Origin of the sequence: Nocardia exalbida NBRC 100660 (assembly GCF_000308575.1) — a bacterium.
GTDB classification, from domain to species: Bacteria; Actinomycetota; Actinomycetes; order Mycobacteriales; family Mycobacteriaceae; genus Nocardia; species Nocardia exalbida.
Genome location: NZ_BAFZ01000063.1, coordinates 29,556 through 54,445, shown reverse-complemented (window position 1 = coordinate 54,445; position 24,890 = coordinate 29,556). Strand labels below are relative to the sequence as shown.

23 protein-coding genes and 1 pseudogene are annotated in these 24,890 nt (G+C 68.0%); 6 read left to right on the top strand and 18 right to left on the bottom strand.

The genetic code is table 11. The features are described 5' to 3' along the window. Positions 1-20 precede the first annotated feature (20 nt). On the bottom strand, positions 21-479 hold the full coding sequence (locus ON29_RS15765) for a DNA-directed RNA polymerase subunit beta (RefSeq protein WP_245548971.1): 459 nt from the start codon (positions 477-479) through the stop codon (positions 21-23). 262 nt (positions 480-741) lie between these two features. Here ON29_RS15765 and ON29_RS15760 point away from each other — a divergent pair, with 262 nt between their 5' ends. Continuing rightward, positions 742-2,079 carry an NsdA family TPR-like regulatory protein gene (locus ON29_RS15760; RefSeq protein ID WP_217999194.1) on the top strand — a complete coding sequence of 446 codons (1,338 nt, stop codon included), beginning with the start codon at positions 742-744 and terminating at the stop codon, positions 2,077-2,079. Between the two features lie 6 nt (positions 2,080-2,085). Here ON29_RS15760 and ON29_RS15755 read toward each other — a convergent pair whose 3' ends face one another. From ON29_RS15755 to ON29_RS15735, 5 genes are all read right to left on the bottom strand, one after another. Next, complete coding sequence (locus tag ON29_RS15755) at positions 2,086-2,511, bottom strand: hypothetical protein (protein WP_373283880.1); 426 nt, start codon at positions 2,509-2,511, stop codon at positions 2,086-2,088. A 178-nt stretch (positions 2,512-2,689) separates the two neighbouring features. Next, complete coding sequence (locus ON29_RS15750; RefSeq protein WP_051175261.1) at positions 2,690-3,124, bottom strand: hypothetical protein; 435 nt, start codon at positions 3,122-3,124, stop codon at positions 2,690-2,692. Between the two features lie 379 nt (positions 3,125-3,503). Next, positions 3,504-4,037 carry a YbhB/YbcL family Raf kinase inhibitor-like protein gene (locus ON29_RS15745; RefSeq protein ID WP_040867032.1) on the bottom strand — a complete coding sequence of 178 codons (534 nt, stop codon included), beginning with the start codon at positions 4,035-4,037 and terminating at the stop codon, positions 3,504-3,506. 25 nt (positions 4,038-4,062) lie between these two features. Next, positions 4,063-5,424 carry a M20/M25/M40 family metallo-hydrolase gene (locus tag ON29_RS15740; protein WP_174371829.1) on the bottom strand — a complete coding sequence of 454 codons (1,362 nt, stop codon included), beginning with the start codon at positions 5,422-5,424 and terminating at the stop codon, positions 4,063-4,065. Between the two features lie 130 nt (positions 5,425-5,554). Beyond that, positions 5,555-6,058 carry a GtrA family protein gene (locus ON29_RS15735; RefSeq protein ID WP_217999188.1) on the bottom strand — a complete coding sequence of 168 codons (504 nt, stop codon included), beginning with the start codon at positions 6,056-6,058 and terminating at the stop codon, positions 5,555-5,557. A 107-nt stretch (positions 6,059-6,165) separates the two neighbouring features. Between ON29_RS15735 and ON29_RS37495 the strand changes: the two genes are divergently transcribed. Together ON29_RS37495 and ON29_RS33890 are read left to right on the top strand one after the other, a co-directional pair. After that, positions 6,166-8,532 (top strand): beta-ketoacyl synthase N-terminal-like domain-containing protein, encoded by a 2,367-nt coding sequence (locus ON29_RS37495; RefSeq protein WP_051175260.1) that lies wholly within the window; start codon positions 6,166-6,168, stop codon positions 8,530-8,532. A gap of 153 nt (positions 8,533-8,685) precedes the next feature. Next, a complete protein-coding gene (locus ON29_RS33890) occupies positions 8,686-10,140 on the top strand; it encodes a serine/threonine-protein kinase (protein ID WP_051175259.1) in 1,455 nt (484 codons plus the stop codon). Positions 10,141-10,201: 61 nt separating this feature from the next. On the opposite strand, the gene ON29_RS15720 is transcribed toward ON29_RS33890, so the two are convergent. After that, the gene (locus tag ON29_RS15720; RefSeq protein WP_040867029.1) at positions 10,202-10,681 is read right to left on the bottom strand and encodes a winged helix-turn-helix transcriptional regulator; all 480 of its coding nucleotides are present in this window, start codon (positions 10,679-10,681) and stop codon (positions 10,202-10,204) included. An 84-nt stretch (positions 10,682-10,765) separates the two neighbouring features. On the opposite strand from ON29_RS15720, the gene ON29_RS15715 reads away from it, so the two are divergent. Next, positions 10,766-12,001 carry an MFS transporter gene (locus tag ON29_RS15715; protein ID WP_051175263.1) on the top strand — a complete coding sequence of 412 codons (1,236 nt, stop codon included), beginning with the start codon at positions 10,766-10,768 and terminating at the stop codon, positions 11,999-12,001. A 190-nt stretch (positions 12,002-12,191) separates the two neighbouring features. On the opposite strand, the gene ON29_RS15710 is transcribed toward ON29_RS15715, so the two are convergent. Then, the gene (locus ON29_RS15710) at positions 12,192-12,425 is read right to left on the bottom strand and encodes an MmyB family transcriptional regulator (protein ID WP_040867028.1); all 234 of its coding nucleotides are present in this window, start codon (positions 12,423-12,425) and stop codon (positions 12,192-12,194) included. A 5-nt stretch (positions 12,426-12,430) separates the two neighbouring features. Between ON29_RS15710 and ON29_RS15705 the strand changes: the two are divergent. Continuing rightward, positions 12,431-12,712 (top strand): annotated as a pseudogene (locus ON29_RS15705) (carboxymuconolactone decarboxylase family protein); the annotation flags it as partial. Between the two features lie 90 nt (positions 12,713-12,802). Here ON29_RS15705 and ON29_RS15700 read toward each other — a convergent pair. The 8 genes from ON29_RS15700 to gmd all read right to left on the bottom strand — a co-directional run bounded on the left by ON29_RS15700 (position 12,803) and on the right by gmd (position 22,847). Continuing rightward, positions 12,803-14,152, bottom strand: coding sequence for a cytochrome P450 (locus ON29_RS15700; RefSeq protein ID WP_083863567.1), 1,350 nt, complete (start codon positions 14,150-14,152; stop codon positions 12,803-12,805). A gap of 11 nt (positions 14,153-14,163) precedes the next feature. Then, positions 14,164-15,441, bottom strand: a complete 1,278-nt coding sequence (locus ON29_RS15695; RefSeq protein ID WP_051175258.1) for a flavin-containing monooxygenase — start codon at positions 15,439-15,441, stop codon at positions 14,164-14,166. Between the two features lie 190 nt (positions 15,442-15,631). Further along, the gene (locus ON29_RS15690; protein WP_040867026.1) at positions 15,632-17,200 is read right to left on the bottom strand and encodes a glycosyltransferase family 87 protein; all 1,569 of its coding nucleotides are present in this window, start codon (positions 17,198-17,200) and stop codon (positions 15,632-15,634) included. A 56-nt stretch (positions 17,201-17,256) separates the two neighbouring features. Continuing rightward, positions 17,257-18,435, bottom strand: a complete 1,179-nt coding sequence (locus ON29_RS15685; RefSeq protein WP_040867025.1) for a nucleotide disphospho-sugar-binding domain-containing protein — start codon at positions 18,433-18,435, stop codon at positions 17,257-17,259. 4 nt (positions 18,436-18,439) lie between these two features. Further along, positions 18,440-19,624 carry a class I SAM-dependent methyltransferase gene (locus tag ON29_RS15680; RefSeq protein WP_157172808.1) on the bottom strand — a complete coding sequence of 395 codons (1,185 nt, stop codon included), beginning with the start codon at positions 19,622-19,624 and terminating at the stop codon, positions 18,440-18,442. Position 19,625: 1 nt separating this feature from the next. Beyond that, the gene (locus ON29_RS15675) at positions 19,626-20,573 is read right to left on the bottom strand and encodes a GDP-mannose 4,6-dehydratase (RefSeq protein ID WP_040867024.1); all 948 of its coding nucleotides are present in this window, start codon (positions 20,571-20,573) and stop codon (positions 19,626-19,628) included. A gap of 1 nt (position 20,574) precedes the next feature. After that, entirely contained in the window at positions 20,575-21,828 is a 1,254-nt protein-coding gene (locus tag ON29_RS15670; RefSeq protein WP_217999186.1) for a class I SAM-dependent methyltransferase, read from the bottom strand. Further along, positions 21,825-22,847 (bottom strand): GDP-mannose 4,6-dehydratase, encoded by a 1,023-nt coding sequence (gene gmd / locus ON29_RS15665; RefSeq protein WP_040867022.1) that lies wholly within the window; start codon positions 22,845-22,847, stop codon positions 21,825-21,827. Before gmd ends, ON29_RS15670 begins: the two co-directional genes overlap by 4 nt. Before the next feature lie 116 nt (positions 22,848-22,963). Here gmd and ON29_RS15660 point away from each other — a divergent pair, with 116 nt between their 5' ends. Then, a complete protein-coding gene (locus ON29_RS15660) occupies positions 22,964-23,692 on the top strand; it encodes a polyprenol monophosphomannose synthase (protein WP_051175256.1) in 729 nt (242 codons plus the stop codon). Here ON29_RS15660 and ON29_RS15655 read toward each other — a convergent pair. Both ON29_RS15655 and ON29_RS15650 read right to left on the bottom strand, forming a co-directional pair. After that, positions 23,670-24,395, bottom strand: coding sequence for an NAD-dependent epimerase/dehydratase family protein (locus ON29_RS15655; protein WP_217999185.1), 726 nt, complete (start codon positions 24,393-24,395; stop codon positions 23,670-23,672). The two genes, ON29_RS15660 and ON29_RS15655, sit on opposite strands and share 23 nt — an antisense overlap. Positions 24,396-24,471: 76 nt before the next feature. Continuing rightward, complete coding sequence (locus ON29_RS15650) at positions 24,472-24,888, bottom strand: cupin domain-containing protein (RefSeq protein ID WP_040867020.1); 417 nt, start codon at positions 24,886-24,888, stop codon at positions 24,472-24,474. Between the last annotated feature and the right edge of the window lie 2 nt (positions 24,889-24,890).

Sequence of the window (24,890 nt, the reverse complement as noted above, 5' to 3'; positions counted from 1 at the left end):
TCCATGCCCTGCAATACCTTTCAGGCATACGTGAAGCCTCGCTTCCGTCGTGCCACCCGCTCCGCCACGCATCCACGGATAGCGGCCACCACGACGCTCCCGGAGGGACGAAAAGCGCTGTCGGGGCGAGCGACCCAGGCGCGGAACGTAGTCCCCTGATCCGCCGGGCTCGGCAGCGCCACGGTTCCACCGGCGCCCACCAACGAGACGTCGAGCCGGAACATCTCCGCGAACAGCATGATGTCATCCGGCAGGTCGTGCTGCGTCAGATACGTCCACCGCTTCGACCGGGGATGCGACATGATCGGCCCGATCCGATGGTGGTGCCGCTGCATCCAGGCCTTCACATCCTGGCCCAGCGTGGCGGGCATGATCACCGCCCACGCCACCCCCATACGTAGCACGATGCGCCCCACCTGAGGTGGATCCACCTCCGCGGGCAGGTCGCACACCTGCCGGTAGTAGGCGCATCGGGACACTGGTGTATCCCCGAAAGGTATCCAGCCCATCATCAAACCCCCTGCTCAGATCGATCGACGGTGGAGATGCGTCCCGCGAACTACGGAAGTAGCCCAGGCAACGAGAGCGAGCCTGCCGCGGGATTCGCGCGGAACCCCCTGACCGGACGCGTATTCAGCACACACCTCGCAGTCACGGCGAGTAAGGTCGCGGCGGGTGTTGAAAGGTGGTGGATCGACCTCTCCGGGTGACGAAATGGCAGGCGTGATGGACAGTGCGAACATGCATCTCTCCGAGTGGCTGGCCCGTTCAGGTTGGAGTCGCGGTGAATTGGCGCGTCGGGTGCGCACACTGGCGCTCGAATGGGGCGAACCTCAGATCAGGCCGGACGCCTCCAGCGTGCGCCGCTGGGTGGATGAGGGAGAACGCCCACGGCCGCCGGTCCCGGCGATCCTCGCCGACCTGTTCTCGGCACGATTCGGCTATCGCGTGACGACCTACGACCTCGGTCTGGGCGAGATGCCGACCGTTGACCGCGCCCTCTTCTACAGCCCATCGTGGACACAGACACTGAACGCAGTCGCAGACCTCGGGAGGGCCGACGTGGATCGCAGGAAATTTCTGTCCATGGCTCCGTTCACGGCGGTCGCGGCGATCGGGCCGTCGCGCGACTGGTTGCTGAACACTCTCGACCAACTGCCGGATCAGCGGCAGCGGGTGCGGCTCGAGGACGTCGCCGCCGTGCGGAACATGTTCAGCACATTCCAGGAGATGGATGTCTTCCAGGGCGGCGGCTCGGGTCGGCTGGTTCTGGCGGCGTACATGAACGAGCATGTGTACCCGCTGCTGCGGCGGACGCACACCGAAGACGTCCGCCTGGCACTCTGCCGTACGGCTGCCGAACAGACCTACCTGCTCGGCTGGATGGCGTTCGACAATGGCGAACACGGAACGGCGCAGCGGTATCTGATCCAGGCGCTTCGCTTGGCCGAGGAGTCGCGCGATCCCGCGCTCGGCGCGCACGTGCTCGCCGGGCTGGCCGACCAGGCAACCTTGCTCGGGCATCCGCACGAAGGCCGGCGACTCGCCCAAGCGGGTCGCCAAGGTTTGTCGAAGGTGGATGCGCCCGCCTGCCTGGCGGACCTGTGGACCTTGGAAGCTCGCTCTCTGGCTGTCATCGGCGACAAGGCCGCTACCGCGCACGCGATCAACGCCGCGGAGAACGCGTTCGCCCGTGTCGAGCCCGACCGTGAGCCCGAGTGGGCGCGATTCATCGATCAGGCATACATCTTCGGCGAGTGGGCGAACGCATTCCGTGACCTCGGGCAACCGGAACAAGCCGCGTCGCACGCTCGCCGTTCGATCTCCCACGCCCGCACGCAGAATCGCGCGCGACGCGGTGCGCTCTCCCACGCCGCGCTCGCGGTGACCCACATACAGAAGCGCGACCTCGAAGCTGCGCATGCCACGGGTGTGCGGACACTCGACCTCGCGCGCAAGGTCAAGTCCTCCCGCTCCGTCGAGGCGGTGCGCGACATACAGCAGCGCATGGTGGCCTTCGGTCCGCACCCGTTGGTGGCGGACTTCAACGAACGGACTCGCACATTGCTCGTGGCGTGAGCCGGACTACGCCAACTGCTCTACCGCGAAGCCGACCAGGAGTACGCAGAATCCGCCGATCTCGCCGATGATCAGAGCGGCGAGGACGAAACGCATCGAGGGCGGAGGGTTGCGCATCTGGTTGTCGGTCTCGCGCTGCAATCCCAGGCGGATGTAGTTCGCGATCGTCACTACGAACAGTGCGATGATCGCCCCCGCCGCGGTGGCGTTCACCGCTGTCGGCCAGCCGGACAATTCGACGAACCAGGCGATCAGACCGGTGGCGAACGAGTACAGCAGTGCGGCGCGGTGGGCGATGTCGACGTAGGGGTGTGCCAGACCGTCCGGCGAGGTGGTCATCCCCTGCCATTTCCACACGCCGAGAACCAGCGCCCACAGGAAGATGAGCCCGGCGAAGAAGAGCACCCAGGCGGTTTCCGTGCGAATGATCAAGTTCGTACCCTCATCAGTCCATCGTGCGCCCACTTGGGCGGCTGTCCAGCGGCAGCGTAGCGCTTGCGGGTAGCCGCGACGCGACGAGCGCGAACCACCGCTGGGAATACCGACTAGTCGGCTTTGGTGCTGGCATTCACCCAGGCCCGAGGCGAATGATGCATGCTCGTGCGCTTGGCTATTGCATCATCTGGATGTGCGGGTGCTCAGGCGATTTCGGGCAGACTCGGATGATCTGGCCGTTGCGGTCGGAGACGCAGATCCGGGTCGGCATGCTCGGGCCGTTCTGTACAGCACCCCATGACAAGTCGGCGGCCTGGTCCTCGTACGGGATCCAATGGCGGACATCGGATTGCCACTCGGAGCTGGCGATCGTCAGTAGGGGTTCGGTCGGGGTGCCGCAGGTGGGGCAGGGGTTCGGATAGGGACCTTGCATGCCCCAATTGACGAAGCCGCCGATCTTCCATCCGGGCGCGATACACAAGAAGTTGTACGGCTGATCGCGGTCTTCGAGACCGCGGAATTCGACACCGGGAATCTGGGCCATGGTCCACTGGCCCACTCGCTGCCCGAGCTCGCCCTCGAGTTCCGCCGAGTTCGGGTATTCGATCACTTGTTCCGGATCGATCGTGCACGGTTCGGGCAGGAGAGCCGGGTCGCGGTCCGGGCCAGCGGTGCCAGAGCGGGGAAGGCAACCCCGAGGTCGACGGGCCGGGGCGGGGTGGTGCGAGTCATGCGAGCCTTCGGAGACGCAGCGAGGTTCGATTCCCGGGACGGCGGTCCGTCATGGTCCGAGTTGCCACACTAACGACACGGTTCTGGGTAGCTTCCCGTCACTGGGGAAGATCGGCAGGCGCACCGCCGACAAGCTGCCGCTGAGCGGGGATTCGAGTACGCGTTTCCGGGTGCCCGGGGTGTCTTGCGCCGAACCCGCGATAGAAAACGCTGTGGCCCCGAGCGTTTCGCTCAGGGCCACGATCACGTGACGGGCTCTAGTTCTGCTCGTAGGTGGCGATCAAGGTCGCGCGGGCGAGGGTGTGGGAGAACAGGTTGAAGCCGAGGTAGGCGGGCGTGGCGTTCTCGTCGATGCCGAGGCTTTCGACGTCGACGGCGTGCACGACGATGAAGTAGCGGTGCGGGCCGTGACCGGGCGGCGGGGCGGCACCGACGAAGCCGTGGAAGCCGCCGTCGTTGCGCAGGGTGATCGCGCCGGTCGGCATGGCGCCGCCTTCCTCACCGCTGCCCGCGCCCGACGGCAGCGAGGTCGCGCTCACGGGGATGTCGGCGACGGCCCAGTGCCAGAAGCCGGAGGCGGTGGGGGCGTCGGGGTCGTACACGGTGACCGCGAAGCTCTTGGTCTCCGCCGGGAAGTCCGACCAGGACAGCTGCGGGGAGATATCCTTGCCTCCCGCGCCGAAGATGCCGCTGACCTGTTCGTTACCGAAGGGTTGGCCATCGGTGACATCGGTGGAGGTGAGGGTGAACGACGGCACCTTCGGAAGCGCCTCGTAGGGGTCGTAGGTCATGAAAACCTCTCTCTTGCGGATCGGATCAGCTGTGCAGTAGGAAGTGTTCCAGCACGCGGGTGCCGAATTCGAGGGCCTGCACCGGCACCCGCTCGTCGACGCCGTGGAACAGGGCGGTGAAGTCCAGTTCCGGCGGCAGCTGCAGCGGGGCGAAACCGAAGCAACGAATACCCAAGCGGGCGAACGCTTTCGCGTCCGTTCCGCCGGAGAGCATGTAGGGCACCGTGCGGCCGCGCGGATCATGGGCGAGCACGGCGTTGTTCATCGCCTCGACCAGATCGCCGTCGAAGGTCGTTTCGTAGGAGTCGAGCTTGGTGATCCACTCGCGTTCGACATCCGGGCCGATCAGCTCGTCCACCTCCCGTTCGAACGCCGCCTGCCGCCCGGGAACCACGCGGCAGTCCACCACCGCCTCGGCGGTCTGCGGGATCACGTTGGCCTTGTACCCGGCTTGCAGCATGGTGGGATTGGCGGTGTCGCGCAGGGTGGCGCCGATGATGCGGGAAATGGTGCCCAGCTTGGCCAGCTGACCCTCGATGTCGGGGCCGGCCGGATCGAATTCCAGACCTGTCTCCTCGGCGACGGCGGCGAGGAAGGCGGCCACCGAATCCGACAGCACCAGCGGGAAGGTGTGTTTGCCCAGCCGGGATACGGCGTCGGCGAGGATGGTGACGGCGTTGTCCTCGTGCAGGAACGAGCCGTGGCCGGCGCGGGCCTTGGCGCGCAACCGCATCCAGCCCAGACCCTTCTCGGCCGTCTCGACCAGATACAGCCTGCGTTCGGTGCCGTCGGGGCGTGGCACGGTCAGCGAGAATCCGCCGACCTCCCCCACCGCCTCGGTGACGCCGTCGAACAGATCGGGGCGGTTGTCCACCAGCCACTGCGAGCCCCACTTGCCGCCGTTCTCCTCATCGGCCAGGAACGCGAAGACCAGATCGCGCGGCGGCACCGTCCCCTCGAGTTTGAACTGACGGGCCACCGCCAGCGCCATCCCGACCATGTCCTTCATGTCGATCGCGCCGCGACCCCACACGTAGCCGTCGCGCACCGCGCCGGAGAACGGATGCACGCTCCAGTCCGCGGCCTCGGCGGGCACCACGTCCAGGTGCCCGTGGATCATCAGGGCGCCACGACTGCGATCGGCGCCTTCCAGCCGCGCGAAGACATTGCCGCGACCTTCCGCGCCGGATTCGACGTATTCGGTGACATAGCCCGCCTGGTGCAGCTGGTCGGCCACCCACTGCGCACATTCGCGCTCACCCTTGGTGGTGGCCAGATCACCGGTATTGGAGGTGTCGAAGCGGATCAGCGTACTGACCAGCTCCACCACTTCCGACACCGCGCGCGAGCTTCTGTTCGGGTCGATTCCTTCGCCAGTTGCGGACACGCCCCCTTTCCTACCACCCGCGCGGCGGGGCGAACGCGCGGCCGGGGTGTCGCGGCGGGGCGGCGCGGCCCGCACGGTGGGCGATCGCGCCGGACAGGGTTGTCATCAGGATGAGCGCAACCGCCCCGGCTCACCCCGCGCCGGGGCGCTCGACCTCGTCCGGGAACACCACCCGCACGAACGCCCAGAACCGGAACACCATGCCCAGCGCGGTGCCGATCAGCTGCGCGGCCACGAAATCGGCCACGTTCTGGGTGAAACGGGAGACCTCGGGCACCTCGAGATGCAGCACATACCGCGAGACCCACAGCGGTGCGGTGTTGATCGCGACGGCCAGGAAACTGACCAGGTAGAACAGCGCCGCCTCGTGGTGGCCGCGCCGCCCGCCGCGCCCGTCGAAGGACCATTGCTTGTTGAGCACATACGACAAGGTGATCGCCGCCAGCACCGCGACCACTTTCGCCGTGACCGGATACGCCTCGAGCACGGTGCTCTTCAAGGTCAGGAACACGGCGGTGTCCAGCGTGAACGCGGCGGCACCGACGGAGGCGAAACGGAGGAGTTCTCGACGCCGTGCCTCGCCCCCCAGCGCCGAGGTCACCCGAGCGAAAACGGGGCGTTCGGAAAACAGCACAGGTAAAGTCTCCGGCACATGTCCCGACCCCACAACAAGATCGGCAGATTCACCGCACCGCTTGTTCCACGGGTGCACGGTCGGTGGATCGCGGGCAGGCGAGAAGCGTGAAGAAAGCCAAGCGGCGCACCCGTCCTCAGCAGACAATCGACATCGCCGAGCCGATCGCCGTGATCGGCATGAGCTGTCGCTTCGCCGGAGGCGCCGATTCCCCGGAGGCGTTGTGGCGGTTGCTGATCGAGGAGACCGACGCGATCGCCGACGAACCGCCGCCCGGTCGCTGGTCCGGTGACCATCGCGGCGCCGACCGCGCCGCCGCGGGCAAGACGGTGTCGGTCGCGGGTGGATATCTGGCGGATGTCGCCGGTTTCGACGCCGAATTCTTCGGCATCACCCCGCGCGAAGCGGCCGATATGGATCCGCAGCAACGATTGGCGCTGGAATTGGCCTGGGAGGCATTCGAGGACGCGGGAATCCGCCCCGACCGGGTTCCGCGGACCGGCGTGTATTTCGCCAACAAGTTCAACGACTATCGCGCCGTGAAACTCGCCCGTGGCGCCACCGCCATCACACCGTTCACCAGTACCGGAGATGTCGAAGGCGTCATCGCCAACCGGGTGTCGTACTTCCTGGGTTTCGACGGCCCCAGTATGACTGTGAACGCTTCGTGCGCGGGATCGCTGGTCGCGGTGCACCTGGCTTGTCAGGCGCTGCGGGCGGGTGAGAGCGAGGTGGCCGTCGCCGGTGGGGTGCAATTGAATCTGATCCCGGAGACCACGATCGGACTGTCCGCGCTGGGCGTGTTGTCCGCGCGCGGCCGATCCCGCACCTTCGATGCCACCGCCGACGGCTACGTGCGCGGCGAAGGTGGCGCGGTCGTCGTGCTCAAGCCGCTGCGGCAGGCGCTGCGCGACGGTGACCGCGTCTACTGCGCCCTGCTGGGCAGCGCCACCAACAACAACGGCAGGCATCGCTCCATGCCCGCCAGCAGCGCCGACGGGCAGCGGCAACTGCTGCGGCGGGCGTGCGCGCGAGCGGGTGTCGACCCGTCGACGATCGACTACGTGGAGGCGCACGGCACCGGCACCGCGGTCGGCGACCGCGCCGAACTGTCGGCACTGGCCGAGGTCTACGGCACCGGCAGAGCGCCCGGCGCACCGCTGAGGATCGGCTCGATCAAGACCAACATCGGGCATACCGAAGCGGCCGCGGGCATGGCGGGACTGGTGAAAGTCGCGCTCGCCCTGACCCATCGCCGGATCCCACGCAGCCTCCATTTCCAACGACCGCCGGAGGAATTCGATCCGCAGACGGCCGGCGTGCGCGTCGCCGACATCGCGCTGCCGTGGCCGCAGCACGACCGGTCGGCGCGCGCCGCGGTGAGCGCGTTCGGTTTCGGCGGCTCCAACGCTCACGTCATCATCGAAGCCGCGCCCGCGCCCGAGCCGGTAACCGGGACCGGCGTCTCGCAGCGGCTGGTGGTGCTGTCCGCCCGCACCGAGACCGCGCTGCGCGCGCACGCACATCGACTGCGTGAGCATCTCCTCCACGATCCGGGGATCGGTCTGGGTGATCTCGCCCATACCCTTGCCACGAGAACGCCTTTCCGGCACCGGCTTTCGGTCGTGGCCGACGATGTGGGCGCGGTTGTCGACTTCCTCGGCGCCTACCTCGACGGGGCCACCCAGAAAGACGACACCGAGCACGAGGCGCTGAGTCTGGTGCTGTCCGCGGCTCTGCGTCCCGGCACGGTGGCCCACCGCGACCTGCTCGAGGCGGCGGGCGTGCTGTTCGAGCGTGGTGTCGAGCCCGACTGGGCGGCGGTGAACCCGCCGGGCCGCCCGATATCCCTGCCCACCTATCCATTCCAGCGCCGGCGGCATTGGTCGGAGCCCCATGCCCCGGTCGAGGAACCAGGCGTCGGCGCGATCGGATCGCTTTCGTTCGATTCGCCGGAAGGCCACGACGTCGCTCCCGTTGATGCCCGAGGTTCCGATGCCGGGGCCGCGCTGGTCGTGTCGCCGGTGACGGCCCCGGCAGCGGCCGCTACGGTCCGGGACCGGGCATCAGCCCGCCCATCGCCCGACTCCAGCGAGCCCCGAAGCAACTCCGCCCGCGATCTGGTCGCCCTGGTCACCGCCGAGCTGGCCCGAGTCGTCGGCATCGCACCCGACCGGGTGCCCCCACGGCAGAACTTCGACCAGCTCGGAATCGTCTCGGTGCACGCCGTGGAACTGTCGGCGCGCCTCGGCGCCCGCCTGGGCATCGACGTCCCCGCCGCCGTCATCTGGGGTTGCCCCACCGTCGAGCTCTTGGCTACCGAACTCGGCGTCCGGCTCACACCCGCCGCCCCGGCGACGGATCCGTCACCCCCGACTCGCATCTCTTCGGCGGTGGATGCGAAATCAGCAGTGCACGAAGAGGTTCTGTCGACCGCCGAACTGCTGGCGTTGAGCCGGGAACTGCTCGGCTGAGCTGAGAATCGAGGCGGGTCGGCAACTCTCACGGGGGTTGAGGGCGATCGTGCCCGCGCCCATGGTTGCGATGGCCGCGCCGAGAAATGGCAGGCCGCTTGCGGATATGCTGCCCTCGGTCCAGGTGGGCTGGGGATCAGAAGGGGGCCATCAGTGTTGGGGCAGCACGAGTCGTTCGCCGGCTACCTGATCGAGGGAGTGCTCGGGCAAGGCGGTATGGGCACCGTCTATCTGGCCCGCCACCCGCGGCTGCCGCGACTGGTGGCACTCAAACTGCTCAATCGCGCGGTGTCGGAGGACGAAGAACTGCGCAGACGGTTCGAACTGGAAGCCAATGTCGTCGCTCGCCTGGAACATCCGGGAATCGTCGGCGTCTACGATCGCGGCAGCCAGGACGGGCACCTGTGGATCTCCATGCAGTACGTCCGCGGCACCGACGCTGCCCGGCTCGACCCGCAGACCACCCGCCCGGACCATGTCCTGCACATCGTCGGCGATACGGCCAACGCCCTCGACTACGCCCACGGCCGAGGGGTGCTGCATCGCGACGTCAAGCCCGCCAACATCCTGATCGCCGAAGCGGAAGCCGGTCGCGAAACCCGCGCTCTGCTCACGGATTTCGGTATCGCGCGGCTGCTCGACGCGGATACCAAGCTGACCGCCACCGGGACGTTCACCGCCACACTCGCCTACGCCTCACCCGAGCAATTGTCCGGTGAGCCGGTCGATCACCGCGCCGATCAATATTCCCTCGGCTGCACCCTCTACGCGCTGCTGGCCGGGCAACCGCCCTTTCCCTCGACCAATCCCGGTCAGATCGTCGCGGGACACATCGCCAAGCCGGTGCCGCGGCTCAGCGACACCCGTCCGGAGTTGCCACGGCAGCTCGACAACGTGATCGCACGCGCGCTGGCCAAACACCGCGACGAACGATTCGCCAGCTGTGGCGACTTCGCGGCAGCCGCGGCGGCGGCCCTGCGCGGCGACGCTGCCCACGTGCCGCCCGCGCCGACCTACGTCAACCAGCGCTCCGCCCACTCGGCGACGGCGCTCGACCCTTGGCCGCGGTCGGCTCCGACCTTGCTGAACCAGCCTTCGGAGCCCAGGTGGCGCGCCGAGCCGCTGCCCCCGATGCCACCGCTCACGCCCGTCTACGATCCGGCCCGGGCATCCGGCGTCGTCCCCAGGATCGGCGCCGTCGTGGCGTTCGCCTTCGGTCTGGCCTTCTGTCTGATCCTCGCCAGCGGAGCGATGGAGCTGACGACCCCGCACATCGAATACGGTCGCCGCCAGACGCTGCGTGAGGTCGCCCTCGACCTTCTCGCCCCCATGGCGATCTCCACCACGATGGCCTTGTTGCTGATCTGCGGCTCGATCGCACTGTTTCGGCGCAAACGATCCGGCCGCATCGCCGTGGCAGCCGGCACCGGGATCATCACGCTGGTCTGCCTGATCGGATCAGGGGCGAGCCTGAGCGGCGACAGCCGCGGCAGCGACTTCGTCTTCATCGGCACCGTCCTGTTCTTCTCTTGCGCGGGACTGCTGTGCGCGGTGACTCCTCCGACCAGCCGCTGGCTCGCCGACAAACGTCCCGGGAACCGGCCGTGAACACGAGCACCCGCGGGTTCCGGTAGCCGCAACGGATTCGGCGTAGTCGCCGTGGGGCCGATCACGTGCCTGCCGCCGACGTGTCGTGTTCACCCACCTTGCGAACTCGGGTGGTCGCCGCGGTGACGCGCTCGCCCTTGTGGTTTTCGGTGCGCAGGGGGGCGACGGGGCTGCCGTCACGGTCGACGAGCATGGAGTGGGGTTCGTCGTCGGTGAAGGTGTGGCGTTCTCCCCATTGGCGCAACGCCACGACGAGGGTGAAGAGGTCTTGCCCGGCTCCGGTGAGTGCGTAGCTGTGCCGCTTGCCGCCCGGGGCGGTGCTCGTGGTGAGGATGCCGTGGTCGACCAGTCTGCGCAGGCGATCGGTGAGGATGTTGCGGGCGATCCCGAGCCGCTGCTGGAAGTCGGTGAAGCTCGCCGCGCCGTCCATGGCGTCGCGCACGATCAGCAAGCTCCACCGGTCGCCCACGAGGTCGACGGTTCGCGCGACCGGACACGTGGGATCGGTCCACTCGCGGCCGGTACCGAGCGTCGTGGTCATGAGCCTCCTCCAGTCGGTTGCAATTCGAAACCATTATTACCTATCCTCGAATAGTTGCATTTTGCTACTGATATGGGAGGTGTGGTGGCGACAGAAGTCACAAGGCCGCAGCGATTCGTCCTGGCGCTGGTGTGCGCAGTGGCCGTATCGACGATCTATGCGATACAGCCGGTTCTGGAAGCAGCGGGCGCCGACCTGGGAGTAGCACCCGAGTCGCTGGGCGGGCTGGTCGCCGCCGGGCAGGTCGGGTACTTCGCCGGTCTGATCCTGCTGGTCCCGCTCGGCGACGTGGTGAATCGGCGGCGGCTCATCACCGTGCATCTGGTCCTCACCGCCGCGGGAGCCGCGGTCGCGGCCGCCGCCCCGAACGGTGCCGTCGCGGTGGCGGGGCTGGCGGCTGCGGGACTGTTCGCGGTCGTGGTTCAGGTGACTGTCGCCTACGTCGCCGCCGTCTCCGCGCCGGGCGAGCGGGGCCGCAATATCGGCGCGGTCACCTCCGGGGTGGTGATCGGCATTCTCGGCGTTCGCGTCCTCGCCGGGGTCTTGGGCGACACGGTCGGCTGGCGCGCGGTGTACGCGCTGCTCGCCGTACTGTGCCTTGCTCTGGCCCTCACCGTCCGCGCGGCACTCGACCCGGACCGCGGAACTCCCGGCGCGCGGTACACGCAGGTGCTGGCATCGATGGGGCGGCTCGCGCGCACGGATCGCCTGTTTGTCAGCCGAGGCCTGATCGCGTTCTTCCTCTTCGCGTCCTTCGGAACCCTCTGGAGCGGACTTGCCCTGCCCCTCGGCGCCGACCCGTGGAACTTCGGCACCACGCAGATCGGCCTGTTCGCAGTGGCGGGCCTGGCCGGAGCTCTCGGCGCCGCCCGCGCGGGACGATGGGCCGACTCCGGTCACGCACAGGCGATCACCGGGTCCGCACTGGTGGTGCTCACCGCCTCCTGGTCGCTCATCGCGCGGACCGAAACAACCCTGTGGCTGCTCGCCATCGGCATCGTTCTCCTCGACTTCGCCGTCCAGGCAGTGCATGTCGGTAGCCAGCATCTGCTGACCACGGCGCATCCGCACCGCGCCAGCAGCGTCATAGGCGCCTACATGGCCTTCTACTCGCTCGGATCCGCCCTCGGCGCACTCACGACCGCCTGGGCATACAGCACCCGGGGATGGCAGGCCTCCTGCTGGGCCGGCGCGGCCTACTCCCTCGCCGCACTGGTTGTGTGGGGACTGACCCAGGTCAGCGGCATCACCCGGCCCGGCGCCGCGGGTGCGCCCGGTCCTCGACCGACGTGCCCGGACGCGGCGGCCCTACCATGCTGAGCGGCGACCACGCGCGGATCACCGCCCTCCCGAACACCCGGGATCGCCGCAGTATCGGCCGAATTTCGGGCGGATACGGCGTAGTGCGACGCGCCGCTGGACAGGCGTGCTGCCGCAGCGCTCAGCGGTCCGCCGCAAGCGGCGGATCTCCCGGACTTTCTTCGCTGCCTCGCTGCGCAGCCGGGAGCTTTCAGTGGGAGGGCGGGTGCGTGGTTTCGTTGGTCGTCTCGGGGCTGGAGGCGAGGTGTTCGGTGGCGGCCCAGGTGGCGAGCAAGGCGAGATTGTCGGCGGATGCGGTGGCGGGTTCGTGGGTGGCCAGTTCTCCGATCAGGCCGGTGAGGTCCGGATCGTCGGGGTTGCGGCCAGTCTCGGCACGCAACAGCGCGACCGCGATGCCGGTACCGGTCGTTTCGTAACACGGCACCCGCGGTGCGGGTCGATCTGGTCGCCGCGTGGCGTGAGTCCACGGTGTTCACCGAGGCCGAGCAGGCCGCGCTGGCCTTGGCCGAGGAGGGCACCCGCCTGGCCGACGCCGGCCACGGCGTCTCCGACGACACCTGGGCCCTGGTGCGCAAGCACTTCGACGACGAGCAGATCGCCACCCTGGTCTATCTGGTCGCCATGATCAACGCCGCCAACCGGCTGGGGGTGATCACCCGGACCAAGGGCGGCTCCTACCAGGCGGGCGCCTTCGAAACCGTGGCGAACTGACCACCGGACCGCGACCCGCACCCAGCGGGCACACGACATTCCCGACCGGTGAGATCTCGGATCCCCTCGCCGGGTGGCCGAACAGCCCGGTCAGGTCGTGACGTGCTCGGTGACGCGGCGGACCGGGCGGATGCGGATGCCGGATTCCGGGCGCAGATTCACCGAGGCCAGCGGCACCACCGGGTGGGTGTGGTCGAGTTCGAGCCGGAAACGCTGCACCGTCATGGCCAGGATCAGGACCATCTCCGTCATCGACATGTCCTTGCCGAGGCAGATACGCGGGCCGCCGGAGAACGGGAAGAACGCGAACTTGTGCCGCTCGGCCACCGCCGCGTCGGCGAAACGTTCCGGCCGGAACTCCTCCGGGGCGTCCCACAGCCGTTTGTCGCGGTGGATGTAGTACATACACAACGTGACTCGCGCGCCCGCAGGCACATGGTAGCCACCGATCTCGTCATGGGCGATGGGGGTGCGCTCGACGATCCAAGCGGGTGGATACAGCCGCATCGTCTCTTCGATCACCATGCGGCAGTAACTCAGCTGCCCCAGATCCGCGAAGGACGGGCTGCGGTCGCCGAGCACGGCGCGCACCTCCCCGGCCAGCTTCTCCTGGATCTCCGGATGGATGGCCAGCAGGTAGCACGCCCACGACAGCGCGTTGGCCGGGGACTCGTGCCCGGCCACGAGCAGGGTCTTGATCTCGTTGAGCAGATCCTCCTCGCGCATGCCCCGGCCGCCTTCGTCGCGGGCGCGCACCAGGGCGGTGAGCACGTCGGTGGTGTCACCGCCGCGGCGGCGTTCCTCGATGAGATGGCGTACCACGTCGTCGAGTTCACCGACCTTGCGCGCGACCCGGCGCGCCTCCGGTGTCGGGAACGATTGCGGCAGCTTCACCGGCGCGTTCACCCGCTTCATGATGAGCGCGAACGCCGCGCGCATCGCGTCGGTCACCTGGCTGGTGTCGGTGGACAGATCCAAGCCGAACAGGATCCGGCCGGTCACCGCGAGCAGCAGCTTGACGTAGTCGTCGTAGATGTCGCGGAACTGCCCGGCCGCGGCGTCCCAGCCGTCGAGCATCGCCGCGGCGCTGTCGGTGATGTCGTCGGCGAAACCCTTGACGTGCGAATGGGAGAACGCCGGGGAGATCAGCTTGCGCTGGGTGCGCCAATACTCCAGGTTGTTGGTGGTCAGCTGCCCCTCGCCGAGCAGGATGCTGAACTCGTCGTAGATCGGGCTCTTGCGGTAGTTGGTGTAGTTGTCCTTGAGCACGTACTCGGTCATCGCCGGGTCCGCGACGAGGTAGACCAGCATCGGGCCTGCCTTGACCCGCACGACGTCGCCGTAGCCCTCCAGCAGCGCGCCCACCGTCGTCAGCGGGTTCTTCGCCAGTTTCGGCAGCATGCGTCCGGTTTCCACCAGACCTGGCCCGGGTGCTTTCATGGAACGACCTTTCACTTCAAGAGCTTGGCGTGCTTGCGCAGCTGGTTCACGTAGTCCTGCTTCTCCACCACCAGCGGGTACTGGTCGGCGTGGTAGAGCCGCAACCCGGCGTACAGGTCGGGCTGGCGGCCCTCGGTGGCGCGATCGAAACGCTCGACCCGCCGCGGATCGCTCGCTTTGGCCCGCAGGTACCGCGCGACCAGCTCGGCTTGTTTCTCGTAGACATCCCAGTGCGAACCGATCGGCCGCACCATCCCCACGACGAACAGGTCGCGGGTGCGCGGCGGAAAGATGTTGAGATACAGGCCCGGTCGCAGGCTGTCGCTGGCCCAGTTCAAATGGGTCCGGTCGACGACGGGATAGTTCGGCACGAACCCGGTGGCCAGCACCACCAGATCGACCTTCTCCTCGGTGCCGTCGGTGAAGGTCACCCGGTCGTCATCGATCGCGGTGACGTCCGGTTTGGGCGTGATGTCGCCGTGGGTGTAGTGGTGATGCAGCTGGTCGCCGAGCATCGGGATGACGATGCCGTCGTTGAAATCCGGCACCGGGAGCCCGAACGTGCGGGAGCGGCCGCGCAGATACGAGAACAGCCGCTCGAAGGCCCGCTTACGCAGCGGCCGCCACATCTTGCCTTGCAGCATGCTGTCGGTCGGGCGGCCCAGCATGTACTTGGGCATGCAATAGAACCCGCGCCTGCTGCTGTGCAGGGTCAGCGCGGCGTTGACCGCGCAGTCGGACAGGATGTCGGCCGCCGACTGCCCGGCCCCGATCACCAGCACTCGCTTGCCGAGCACCTGTTCGGGATGACGGTACTCGCTGGAATGCAGCACGGGCACCGTGCCCGAACCGGGGATATCGATGCGCCGCGGGGTACGGTCGTGCCCGGTGGCGACGACCACCCCGGCGTAGCGTCGCTCGGATCCGTCGGCCAGGGTGACCGCCCAGCCGCCTTCTGCTGGTTCGACGCGCTGCACCGAGGTGTTCAACCGGATGCGCGGCCACAGGTCGAAGGCGTCGGCGTAGGAGTGCAGATAGCGCAGCACGAGTTCGTGCCCCGGATAGTCCGGATAATCCTCGGGCATCGGGAATCCCGAGAACGCCTGCACACCCTTGGACGCGATCACGTGCGTGTTGTGGCTGACCGGTGAGTCCGGACGCCGTGCGTCCCAGATCCCGCCGATCCCGTCGGACGCCTCGAGCACCTCGAAATCCAAACCGTGCGCGGCGAACTCACGCGCGGTCGCCAAACCCGCCGCGCCCGCGCCGATCACGCAATAGCCGCTCATGCACTGTCCCCTCTGCGCTGCCTCCTCCGGGCCTGACCGCTCATGCTGTGTCTGTTGTCGGCATGAGCGGGGCCCTGCGTGGTCACGCTGCGCTGCCTCCTCCGGGCCTGACCGCTCATGCTGTGTCTGTTGTCGGCATGAGCGGGGCCCTGCGTGGTCACGCTGCGCTGCTTCCTCCGGGCCTGACCGCTCATGCCGCGCCGACCCGTTCGGTTTGTGGAGTGTCTTCCTGCGGCGGTGCGGGTTCCGGATCGGTGCCCGCGCTCGCCCGCCAGGCCACCACGAAGCAGGCGACGTAGATGACCGTCTGCGCCACCAGCGTGAAGTAGACGTTCTCGTTGTAGACCGCGACGATCAGCCAAGCCACCGTGAGCAGGGCGACGGTGCGTTTGCCGCCGCGCATCAGCCCGGCGTACACCGCCAGCATCCATACCGCGCCCACCGCGATGTACACCCACGGCCCGAACGGAGCGCGGAACGACGCCAGCGTCAGCACCGCCAGCCAGATGGCCAGCTGCTCGGCGCGCACCCGCGGCCCTTCCGCCCCGGCGGACAGCCGCCGGTGGATACGGACCGCGGTAGCCGCCACCAGGATCAGCAGCAACAACGTGTAGATGTTGGTGATCACGCGAGCGGGCCCGACGGGGTCGCCGATGTCCCAGCCCATGATGTTCGCCTTGTACGGCAGCCCGAACGGCGAATAGTTGACCAGCTGGTTGGCTCGTTCCACCAGCACGAACTGGTGGAACTCCCCGCTGGCCAGCCGCTGCCAGGTGCCGTCGGACAGGAATTGCCGCCACGGCTCCCAGCCGAAGATCGCCAGCGTGGCCAGTGAATACAGCACGCCGAACACCGCCGTCCACACCGCGGGCCGCCAGCGCCGCTGGACCAGCAGATAGACCAGCAGGATCGCCGGGGACACCTTGGCGATGATCGCGAACGCCAGCGCCGCGCCGCCGAAGATATTGCGCCGCAGATGGAACAGCACCATGGCGCCCGCCCCGCCGACATACAGCACCAGCACGTGGATGTTGCCGATCTGCAAAGTCGCCAGGGTCGGCAGGCTGAGCCACACCACCGGGGTCAGCGCCGCCAGCACCCCGCCCTGCCTGCCGCCGACCCAGCGGGCGATGGCGAACATCGCCACCAGCACGATCGCCACGTACAGCGAGTAATACAGCGCGCGCAGCGTGGCGAAGTCGTGGCTGAACAGCAGCAGCAACCGGGGCAGCAGCAGGAACGGCGGCGGGTAGAGGTAGGCGTCGCGATCCTGCGGCGCCACCGCGGGCAGGATCGAATCCGCCCGGGGTGATTCGTAGCGGTGGCGGTCGTAGAGGCTCGCCGGGTCGTGCTCGGCCATGAGCGCACCGCTGATGTAACCGGACAGGTGGGTCTTCTTCACCAGGAAGTCGTCGTCGGCCGACAGCGAGGCGTCGACGTTGTCGGCGTCGAGGATGAACTGCGTCAACCGGGCCAGCACCGCGACCACGAGCAGGATGGCCACGCTCCACAGCACCCGCACCACGATCGGTTTGGCACGCACCACCTCCCGCCACTCGGCGGGCACCGTCGGCACGAACAGCACGAACAGCGCCACCGCGCACACGACGCCGAGCGCGGCGGTCACCGGTCCGGGGAGGCCGGTGAGCGAGAGCACGATCATCACGACGGGGACGAGAATGCCGACGACGAACACCGCGTACATCGCGGCGTAGTAGTCGAGCGAACCACGGAACCTGGTCCATGTCCTGGATATCATCTGCAACCTACGGCTTTCGGTTCCCGCGTCGCCCGGTCCCGGGCCGCGCGGATGGTCTATCTGGTCGCTGCTGTGGCGTGCCCGGTCAGCAACGGAACCACCTGGGACACCACGTCGCTCGCGGTGGGTGCGGCGCGCAGGTCGGCGCCGATCTGTTCGGCGGCGGCGCGGAATCCGGGTTCGCGCAGCAATGTGCGGATCGAGGTGGTGAGCGCGTCGATGTCGCCTTGGCTCGCCGGGGTCTCGGCGGCGAGCCCGGCGCCGCTGCGCACCAGGCCGCGGGCGTAGTCGAACTGGTCGAACATCTGCGGCAGCACCAGTTGCGGCAACCCGAACCAGCCCGCGGTGAGGCCGGTGGTCGAGCCGCCGTGGTGCACCAGCAGATCGCAGCTCGGCAGGAACAGGTTCAGCGGAACCTCTTGCACGACCCGGACATGGCCGGGCAGTTCACCGACGGTGGCCCGGTCGGGTGCCGACAGCGCGACGACGACCTCGGCGTCGTCGATGTCGGCCAGCGCCGCGAGGACCGATTCCAGCGGCCGCGGACCGGTCAGGCCCAGCGTGCTGCCGCCCATGCACACCGCGATCCGCTTGCGGCCGTGCTCGTTGCGGTGCCACGGCGGCAGCGCGCCGGTGCCGTTGAACGGGACGTAGCCCAGCGGGGTGCCCGGCGCGGCGTCGGGCGCTTGCAGCCGCTGTGGGCAGATGTCGAGCACGGCGACCGGGTCGGCCAGCCGGGTGCCCGCTTCGGCGGCGAGTGCGGCGGTGCGTTCGGTGAAGGGGCCGCCGGTGGGGTCGATGCCCCAGCGGTGCACCAGCACCGGCAGATCCAGGTGCGCGCCGAGCGCCCGGCCGATGGTGGCCAGCGGGTCAGTGAGGATCACCTCCGCTTGCCAGTCGGTGGCCACCGCGGCGAACGCCTCGAGGTATCGGCGGGCGTGGTTGTGCCAGTTCTGCGCGGCGATCTGCCACAGGCCCTGCCCGCTGGACAGGTCGCGGTCGGCGAACAGCGGCAGCGGGAACATGCCCGGATTCACCTGGGTGCGTAACTGGTCCATGGGCACGTTGAGCGCGGTCAACTCGACGGCGTTGAGCCCCGAGCGCAGCGCGGTGGCCGTCACATCGTTGCGCGAGGCGACCAGCACTTCATGCCCGGCCAGCCGCAGCGCCCAGCAGAACGGCACCATCGCCAGCAGGTGGCCCGACGAGGGCACCGGCACGACGAGAAACTTCATCCGATCACTCCTTCGGCTTCATCCACTCCATCGGATTGGTGTGCCGAGGCACCCATGATGGAGCCGATTGCTCGGCGTTGCGGCGTTTTTCGACGACCACGATGTTGTGGTAGAAGTGCAGCGCCCCGATCCAGTCGTCGAAAGCGCCTGTCGCGCGGCCGGATTCCTTCTCGAATTCCTGGTGGTGCAAGGCGTCCACCAGGGTTTTCAGGTAACCGATGCTGGTGGCCGGGTCGTCGGTCGCGGTGCTGCTGCCGCCCCAGCCCGACCAGTAGGAGGTCTGGGTGTCCTCCACCACGTACAGCCCGCCGGGCCGCAGGTGGGCGAACAGCGCCCGGAACGAGGCGATCACGTCACCGCTGATGTGGCTGCCGTCGTCGATGATGATGTCGAACGGGCCCAGTGAGCTGCCGAGCTCGTCGAGGAACGCCGCGTCGCCCTGATCGCCGCGCAGCGGTTGCAGGCGCGGCTCGGCGATGCCGGACTTGTCGAAGTAGTCCAGCCCGAACACCAGCCCGCGGCGGAAGTACTGCTTCCACATCCGCAGCGACGCGCCGCCGACATCGGGCGCGGTGTAGCCGCCGATGCCCAGTTCCAGGATGCGCACGCGGCTGTCGCGCAGCGGCGCGAAATGCCGCTCGTAGTGCTGGGTGTACCAGTGCCCGCCCCACTTGTCCGAACCGAAGTGCAGCGACAGGGCGTTGAGGTCGTAGTGCTGGGGGCGGCAGGCGGTGACGATCCGGTCGGCGGCGACCGCGGCGGCGTCGCGGGCCAGCCGCCACGGGTCGTCGGGTGCGAAACTGCCCGGCCCCGGCTCGTCCTTGATCGCGATGGCGCGCGTGCCGAGCGCCGCGTCGGGCGGGCCGTAGACCGCGCGCAGCAGCTCCACCAGATCTTGCCGAACCACCAGCCACGGATCCTCCAGGGAGCCGGGAGCTATCGCGGGCTCCTCGGCGCCCAAGGTGAGCAGATAGTCGAGCTGTTTGCCCTCGTGGGTCAGTTCGAACACCGCCGTGACCGGCTGCCCCGGCCGGGATCCGTAGTTCGCGCGCCAGGCGATCTCCTTCAGCACCGCGTCGGCGACCGCCTCGGTGCCGATCTCGCCGATCCGCGCTGCGGTCTCCTCGTAGACGCCGTCGGCGACGGAGATCAAGTGGGCGGCGAGGACATTCTCGTCGTTCAGTGGCACGTCATCCATCCGTTCCGCCGGTGCGTACCGGCCTCGATTGCTCCGCCGGGCGCACGCCCTCGGCGGCGAGCATGGCGCGCACCATGCCGTGGAAGTCCACCGAAGGGCGCCACCCGGTCCGCTCGCGCAGCCTCGCCGCGTCACCCACCAGCGGTCGCCCGCTGCGGGTGAGCACCGAGGAACGTTCGCGGACATGGTCGTTCCAGTCCAGTCCGGCCATGCCGAACGCCGCCGCGCAGAACTGCGCGACCGTGTGGTGTTCGCCGGTGGCGACGACGAACTCGTCCGGCTCGTCGAGGGCCATGATGCGCGTCATCGCCTCGACGTAGTCCGGCGCGTACCCCCAGTCGGCGCCGGCGTCCAACCTGCCCACCTCCACCGTGGTGGTCTCACCGCGCTGGATTCGGGCGACGGCGCGCACGATCTTGCGGGTGACGAATTTCTCGGCCCGCAACGGTGATTCGTGGTTGAACATGATGCCCGCGGTCGCGAAGACGCCGCGGGCGCGGTAGGCGCGGCAGGCCAGCAGGCCCGCCGCTTTGGTCACCCCGTAGATCGAGTCCGGTCGCAGCCCGCTGTTCTCGTCGCACACCGCGGCGCCGTCGGAGCCGAAGACATGCGAGGAGGCCGCGTAGAACAGCCGCGTGCCCGTCCGGTGACGATCGATCGCCTCCGCGAAGTGCTGCACCGGCAGCGTGTTCACCCGGTGCGAGGCGCGGGCCAGCTCGCGCGGGTCGCCGTGGTCGTCCTGCGAGGAGTGCTGCACCGCTGACAGTAGATACACCTGCGCGGGGCGCTCGGCGGCGATCAGCTCCTCGACCGCGGCGGCGTCGGTGATGTCGACCGGGCCGTCGCGGCCGATCCGCAGCACGCGCTCACCGCGCGCGGTGAGCAGGTCCGACAGCAGGGTGCCGTCCTGCCCGGCCGCGCCCGTGACGACGATGGTCATCTCACACCACGTCCAGCTCCGGCAGCGGGAACACCAGCCGCCCGCCCGCCGCGCGGAAGGCGCTTTCACGCTCCAGCATCATCGTGCGGAAATGCCAGGGCAGCACGAAGAACTGGTCGGGGGCCAGCTCGCGGGCTCGTGCCTCCGACACGATCGGGATCGCGCTGCCCGGGGTGAACTTGCCGAATTTGTCGTCGTTGACCTCCGCGATGCACGTCAGGTCCTCCGGGCCGATCCCACAGTGCTGCAGCACCACGTTGCCTTTGGTGGAGGCTCCGTAACCGAGCGTGCGCAGGCCCGCCTCGCGGGAGCGGTCGAAGAAGTCGCGGACCCGTTCGCGATGCTGCTCGACTCGTTCGGCGAAGTCCGCGTACGGCTGCGCGGTGTGCAGCCCCAGCGTGGACTCCTCCTGGCGCATGCGATCCAGCGCGGCGGCATCGGCAGGCGAGGGCTCGCCCCGCTTGCCCAAGGTGAGCGCGAAACTGCCGCCGTTGACGGCATTGCGTTCCACCTCGAGCACCACGAAGCCGCAACGCCGCGCCATCCATTCGATCTGGTCGAGGGTGTAGTACTCCAGGTGCTCGTGACAGATCGTGTCGTAGGAGGTGGTGGCCAGCATCGCGGGCAGATAACTCTGCTCCAGCACCCAGATGCCGTCGTCGGTGAGGCTGTCGTACACCGCGCGCATGAACTCCAGCGGCGCGGGGACGTCGTAGAACATGGCGATCGAGGTGATCACCTTGGCCCGTCGCCCCGCCAACGCCGATTCGACCAGCTCGCGGGTGAAGTACCCGGTCACCAGCCGCACGTGCGGCGGATAGAACCGGCGGAACTTCTCCCCCAGCGGGTCGATGCCCACGATCGTCGCCGACCCTTCGGGGTAGGCGCGCAGCAGCGTCGCGTCGTTGCTGCCGATGTCGATCACCACATCCTCCGGCGACAACGGCACCCGCTGGCGGATCCGCGCCACCCGGTGGGCGAGGTGGTCGATCATCGATGTGTTCAGTCCGGAGCGGTATCCGTATCCGGGGGAATACATTTCGTCGAAGTCGGCGGTGTGGCGCAGCTGCACCAGCCCGCATTCCTCGCTGCCGGTGGGCACGCAGCGCACCAACTCCAACGGGTAGCGCGGCACCTCGGTCGGGTCGGTGGCCGGGAACACCCCGGTCAGCGCCATCGTGCCGAGGTCGACCACCGTCTCGAGCCGAGTGTTCCCGCACACCCGGCAACCCTGCACCGCCACTGCTTGCCTCACACGTTCTCCATATCGTGGGCGACCATCAACTCGACCAGTTCGGTGAAACTCGTGCGGGGCGCCCACCCGAGCTTCTCGCGCGCCTTGCTCGGATCTCCGGTGAGATGATGCACCTCGGCGGGCCGGAAATAGGTCGGATCCACCTCGACCAGCACCCGCGAGGTGCGCCGGTCGATTCCCTTCTCCGCCAAACCGGTTCCTTCCCAGATCAATTCGACTCCCGTGGCGGAGAAGGCGGTCTCACACAACTCGCGCACGCTGTGCGTCTCGCCCGTGGCGATCACGTAGTCGTCGGGTTCGGGCTGTTGCAGCATCAGCCACATCGCCTCGACGTACTCCTTGGCGTATCCCCAGTCCCGGCGGGCGTCCAGATTGCCGATGAACAGCTTGTCCTGTTTGCCCTGCGCGATGCGCACCGCGCCGCGGGTCACCTTGCGGGTGACGAAAACCTCGCCGCGCCGGGGTGATTCGTGATTGAACAAGGTGCCGTTGACCGTGTACATCCCGTAGGCCTCGCGATGGTTGACCGTGATCCAGTACGCGTACAGCTTCGCCACGGCATACGGCGAACGCGGATGAAACGGCGTGTCCTCGCTGAGAGCCACATCGTGCAGTCCGCCGTACAGCTCCGAGGACGAAGCCTGATAGAACCGAGTGGCGATGCCGGTCTTGCGGATGGCGTCCAGGATGCGCAGCGTGCCGATCGCGTTGGTCTCGGCGGTGAACTCCGGGATCTGGAACGAGATGTGCACGTGCGACTGCGCGCCCAGGTTGTAGATCTCCGCCGGGCGCACGTCCTCCAGGATCCGGTTGAGGCTGCTGGAATCCATCAGATCCCCGTAGTGCAGGAACAGCCGGCGTTGGGAATGCGTATCGGAATACAGGTGATCTATCCGGTCGGTATTGAAATTCGACGCACGCCGGATAATCCCGTGCACCTCATATCCTTGCTGCAACAGGAATTCTGTCAGATAAGACCCGTCCTGGCCGGTGATGCCGGTTATCAGCGCCTTTCTCATCAAACCTCCAACCCCGAGACTAACGGGTAGTCGAAAAGCGGGCAATACCTATCTTTCGGTCGCCGCCGGTATTAGAATTCGATTGCATGAGCGCGGCCTCCGAAAAAACTCTGGTAATGATTCCGACGTACAACGAGCGTCGCAACGTGGGCCCGTTGCTCGCTCAGATCCTGGAACAAGGCACCGATTTCGATGTCCTGTTCGTCGACGACAACTCCCCGGACGGGACCGGAGATCTGCTCGATGACCTGGCCCGACAGCACGCGCCCCGCATCCACGTGCTGCACAGGGCCGGGCGCCAAGGCGTCGGCTCCGCACACCAGGCCGGAATTCGCTGGGCCTATGCGCGAGAATATCGGCACATCATCACGATGGATTCCGATTTCGCGCATCCGCCGTCGTATCTTCCGGCACTGCGCGCCGCTGCGGCCGGTTTCGACGTCGTGGTCGGATCGCGGTATCTGAAAGAGGACAGCCTTGCCGACTGGACTCCCTTCCGCAAGGCCCTCACCCGGGTCGGGCATTTCCTCACCGTGACACTGCTGCGGATGCCCTACGATGCCACCGGTGCGTTCCGATACTACCGGCTGGACTCCGTTCCGGTGGCGGCTTTCGATCGTGTCCGTTCGACCGGGTACTCCTTCTTCTTCGAAAGTCTCTACATTCTCGCCGCCAATGGGTTCCGGATCGAGCAGGTGCCGATCCACGTCCTCAACCGCACCGCGGGCGCGTCCAAGATGCGCACCCGCGACGTCGCGACCAGCGTGCGCTTCCTGCTGGTGCTGTGCGCGGAGAAGTATCTGCGCCCGGGCAGGCATCGCCTCAGTTCGCCCGCGCACCGCTGACCCTCCGCCCGGCCAGCCAGTCGATCACCGCCGCCGCCTCCGGCCAGTCCGGGCCGGTGGCGGTGATCGGGAACTGGTCGTCGACATGATCTTTGGCGAACTCCGAGCGTGAGCCCACCGCGTCGCGCACCTCGGCCAGCGTGACGGTGGTGCGTGCGCCGACCTCACACAAGCCGGTGTCCTCGAGGTGGGCGACGATCCAGTCGGCGCACCACTCCACCGGAGCGAAGCTCTGGCGTGAGCGGCCGCTGGCGAACACCGGACGGTCGGCGGCCATGTCCGCCAGCACACCCTTGCGGTAGTCCCCGCCGTACATCGGACCGAGCCGCACGACGAGACTGTCCGGCGTGCAACACATCTGCTCGGCTTGCGCGCGATGGCGGCCGTAGACGGTGTCCAGCTGGGTGCGCGCGGAGATGCTGCTGATCTGCACGAACCGGTCCCAGTCCCATTGCTCGCGCAGCAGGCGCGTCTTGTCGACCGTCTCCTGGCGATCGGCGTCCGGATGATGCTCGGCCCAGAACCTCTTCGACGGGCAGGCGGTATTGATCAGCACGTCGTAGCGACCGGCCGCGCGGTGACGTTCATGGTCGGCGCGTACCACCGGCGCCACCTCCCACCGTCCGCTTCTCGCGAGCGCGTCGACCAGCGCGGCGCCCACGTATCCGGTAGCGCCGACCACGGCCACACGTAATCGGCTCACACGCAATCCTTTCCGGCGTGCGCGTCGGTCGCCGCGGGCTTGCGCCACCGCGCCTGTACGCCGCGTCCGCTTCGGCTCACGCTCCGTTGCCTTCCAAGGTGTGCGGCAGTGGCGCCACCTGCACGATCGGCGGATCGCACTCGTCCCACGGCTTGGTCAGCATGGCGATGAACGTCAGCGGGGTGATCGAGTACACGGTGTGCATCACCCCGATCGGCGTGCGGGTGCAGATGCCCTTGGATACGTGGATGAACTCCTCCGGGCAGTCCGGGTCCTCGTGGTCGTCCTTGGTCACCAGCACGCCGTTGCCCTCCACGAACAGCAGATACTCCACGAAGTGCGGGTGGTAGTGCAGGCCGCGCACTTTGCCGGGGTGCATGTAGATCAGGTTGAACTCCAGCAGGGGTTCGGGCGGGACCCAGGTGAAAATGCCGCCGCGCCCGTCGCGGACGGTGTCGAGGTTGCACGAGGGGGTGAGGACTTCGACCTTCATTA

Bases quoted from the DNA above. Each gene is read 5' to 3' on its own strand.
- ON29_RS15650 (WP_040867020.1), bottom strand. From the start codon at position 24,888: ATGAAGGTCGAAGTCCTCACCCCCTCGTGCAACCTCGACACCGTCCGC.
- ON29_RS15745 (WP_040867032.1), bottom strand. From the start codon at position 4,037: ATGACCTACGACCCCTACGAGGCGCTTCCGAAGGTGCCGTCGTTCACC.
- ON29_RS15675 (WP_040867024.1), bottom strand. From the start codon at position 20,573: ATGACCATCGTCGTCACGGGCGCGGCCGGGCAGGACGGCACCCTGCTG.
- ON29_RS15700 (WP_083863567.1), bottom strand. From the start codon at position 14,152: ATGAAAGCACCCGGGCCAGGTCTGGTGGAAACCGGACGCATGCTGCCG.
- ON29_RS15695 (WP_051175258.1), bottom strand. From the start codon at position 15,441: ATGAGCGGCTATTGCGTGATCGGCGCGGGCGCGGCGGGTTTGGCGACC.
- ON29_RS15685 (WP_040867025.1), bottom strand. From the start codon at position 18,435: ATGAAGTTTCTCGTCGTGCCGGTGCCCTCGTCGGGCCACCTGCTGGCG.
- ON29_RS15720 (WP_040867029.1), bottom strand. From the start codon at position 10,681: ATGACCACGACGCTCGGTACCGGCCGCGAGTGGACCGATCCCACGTGT.
- ON29_RS15760 (WP_217999194.1), top strand. From the start codon at position 742: ATGCATCTCTCCGAGTGGCTGGCCCGTTCAGGTTGGAGTCGCGGTGAA.
- gmd (WP_040867022.1), bottom strand. From the start codon at position 22,847: ATGAGAAAGGCGCTGATAACCGGCATCACCGGCCAGGACGGGTCTTAT.
- ON29_RS15660 (WP_051175256.1), top strand. From the start codon at position 22,964: ATGATTCCGACGTACAACGAGCGTCGCAACGTGGGCCCGTTGCTCGCT.
- ON29_RS15690 (WP_040867026.1), bottom strand. From the start codon at position 17,200: ATGATATCCAGGACATGGACCAGGTTCCGTGGTTCGCTCGACTACTAC.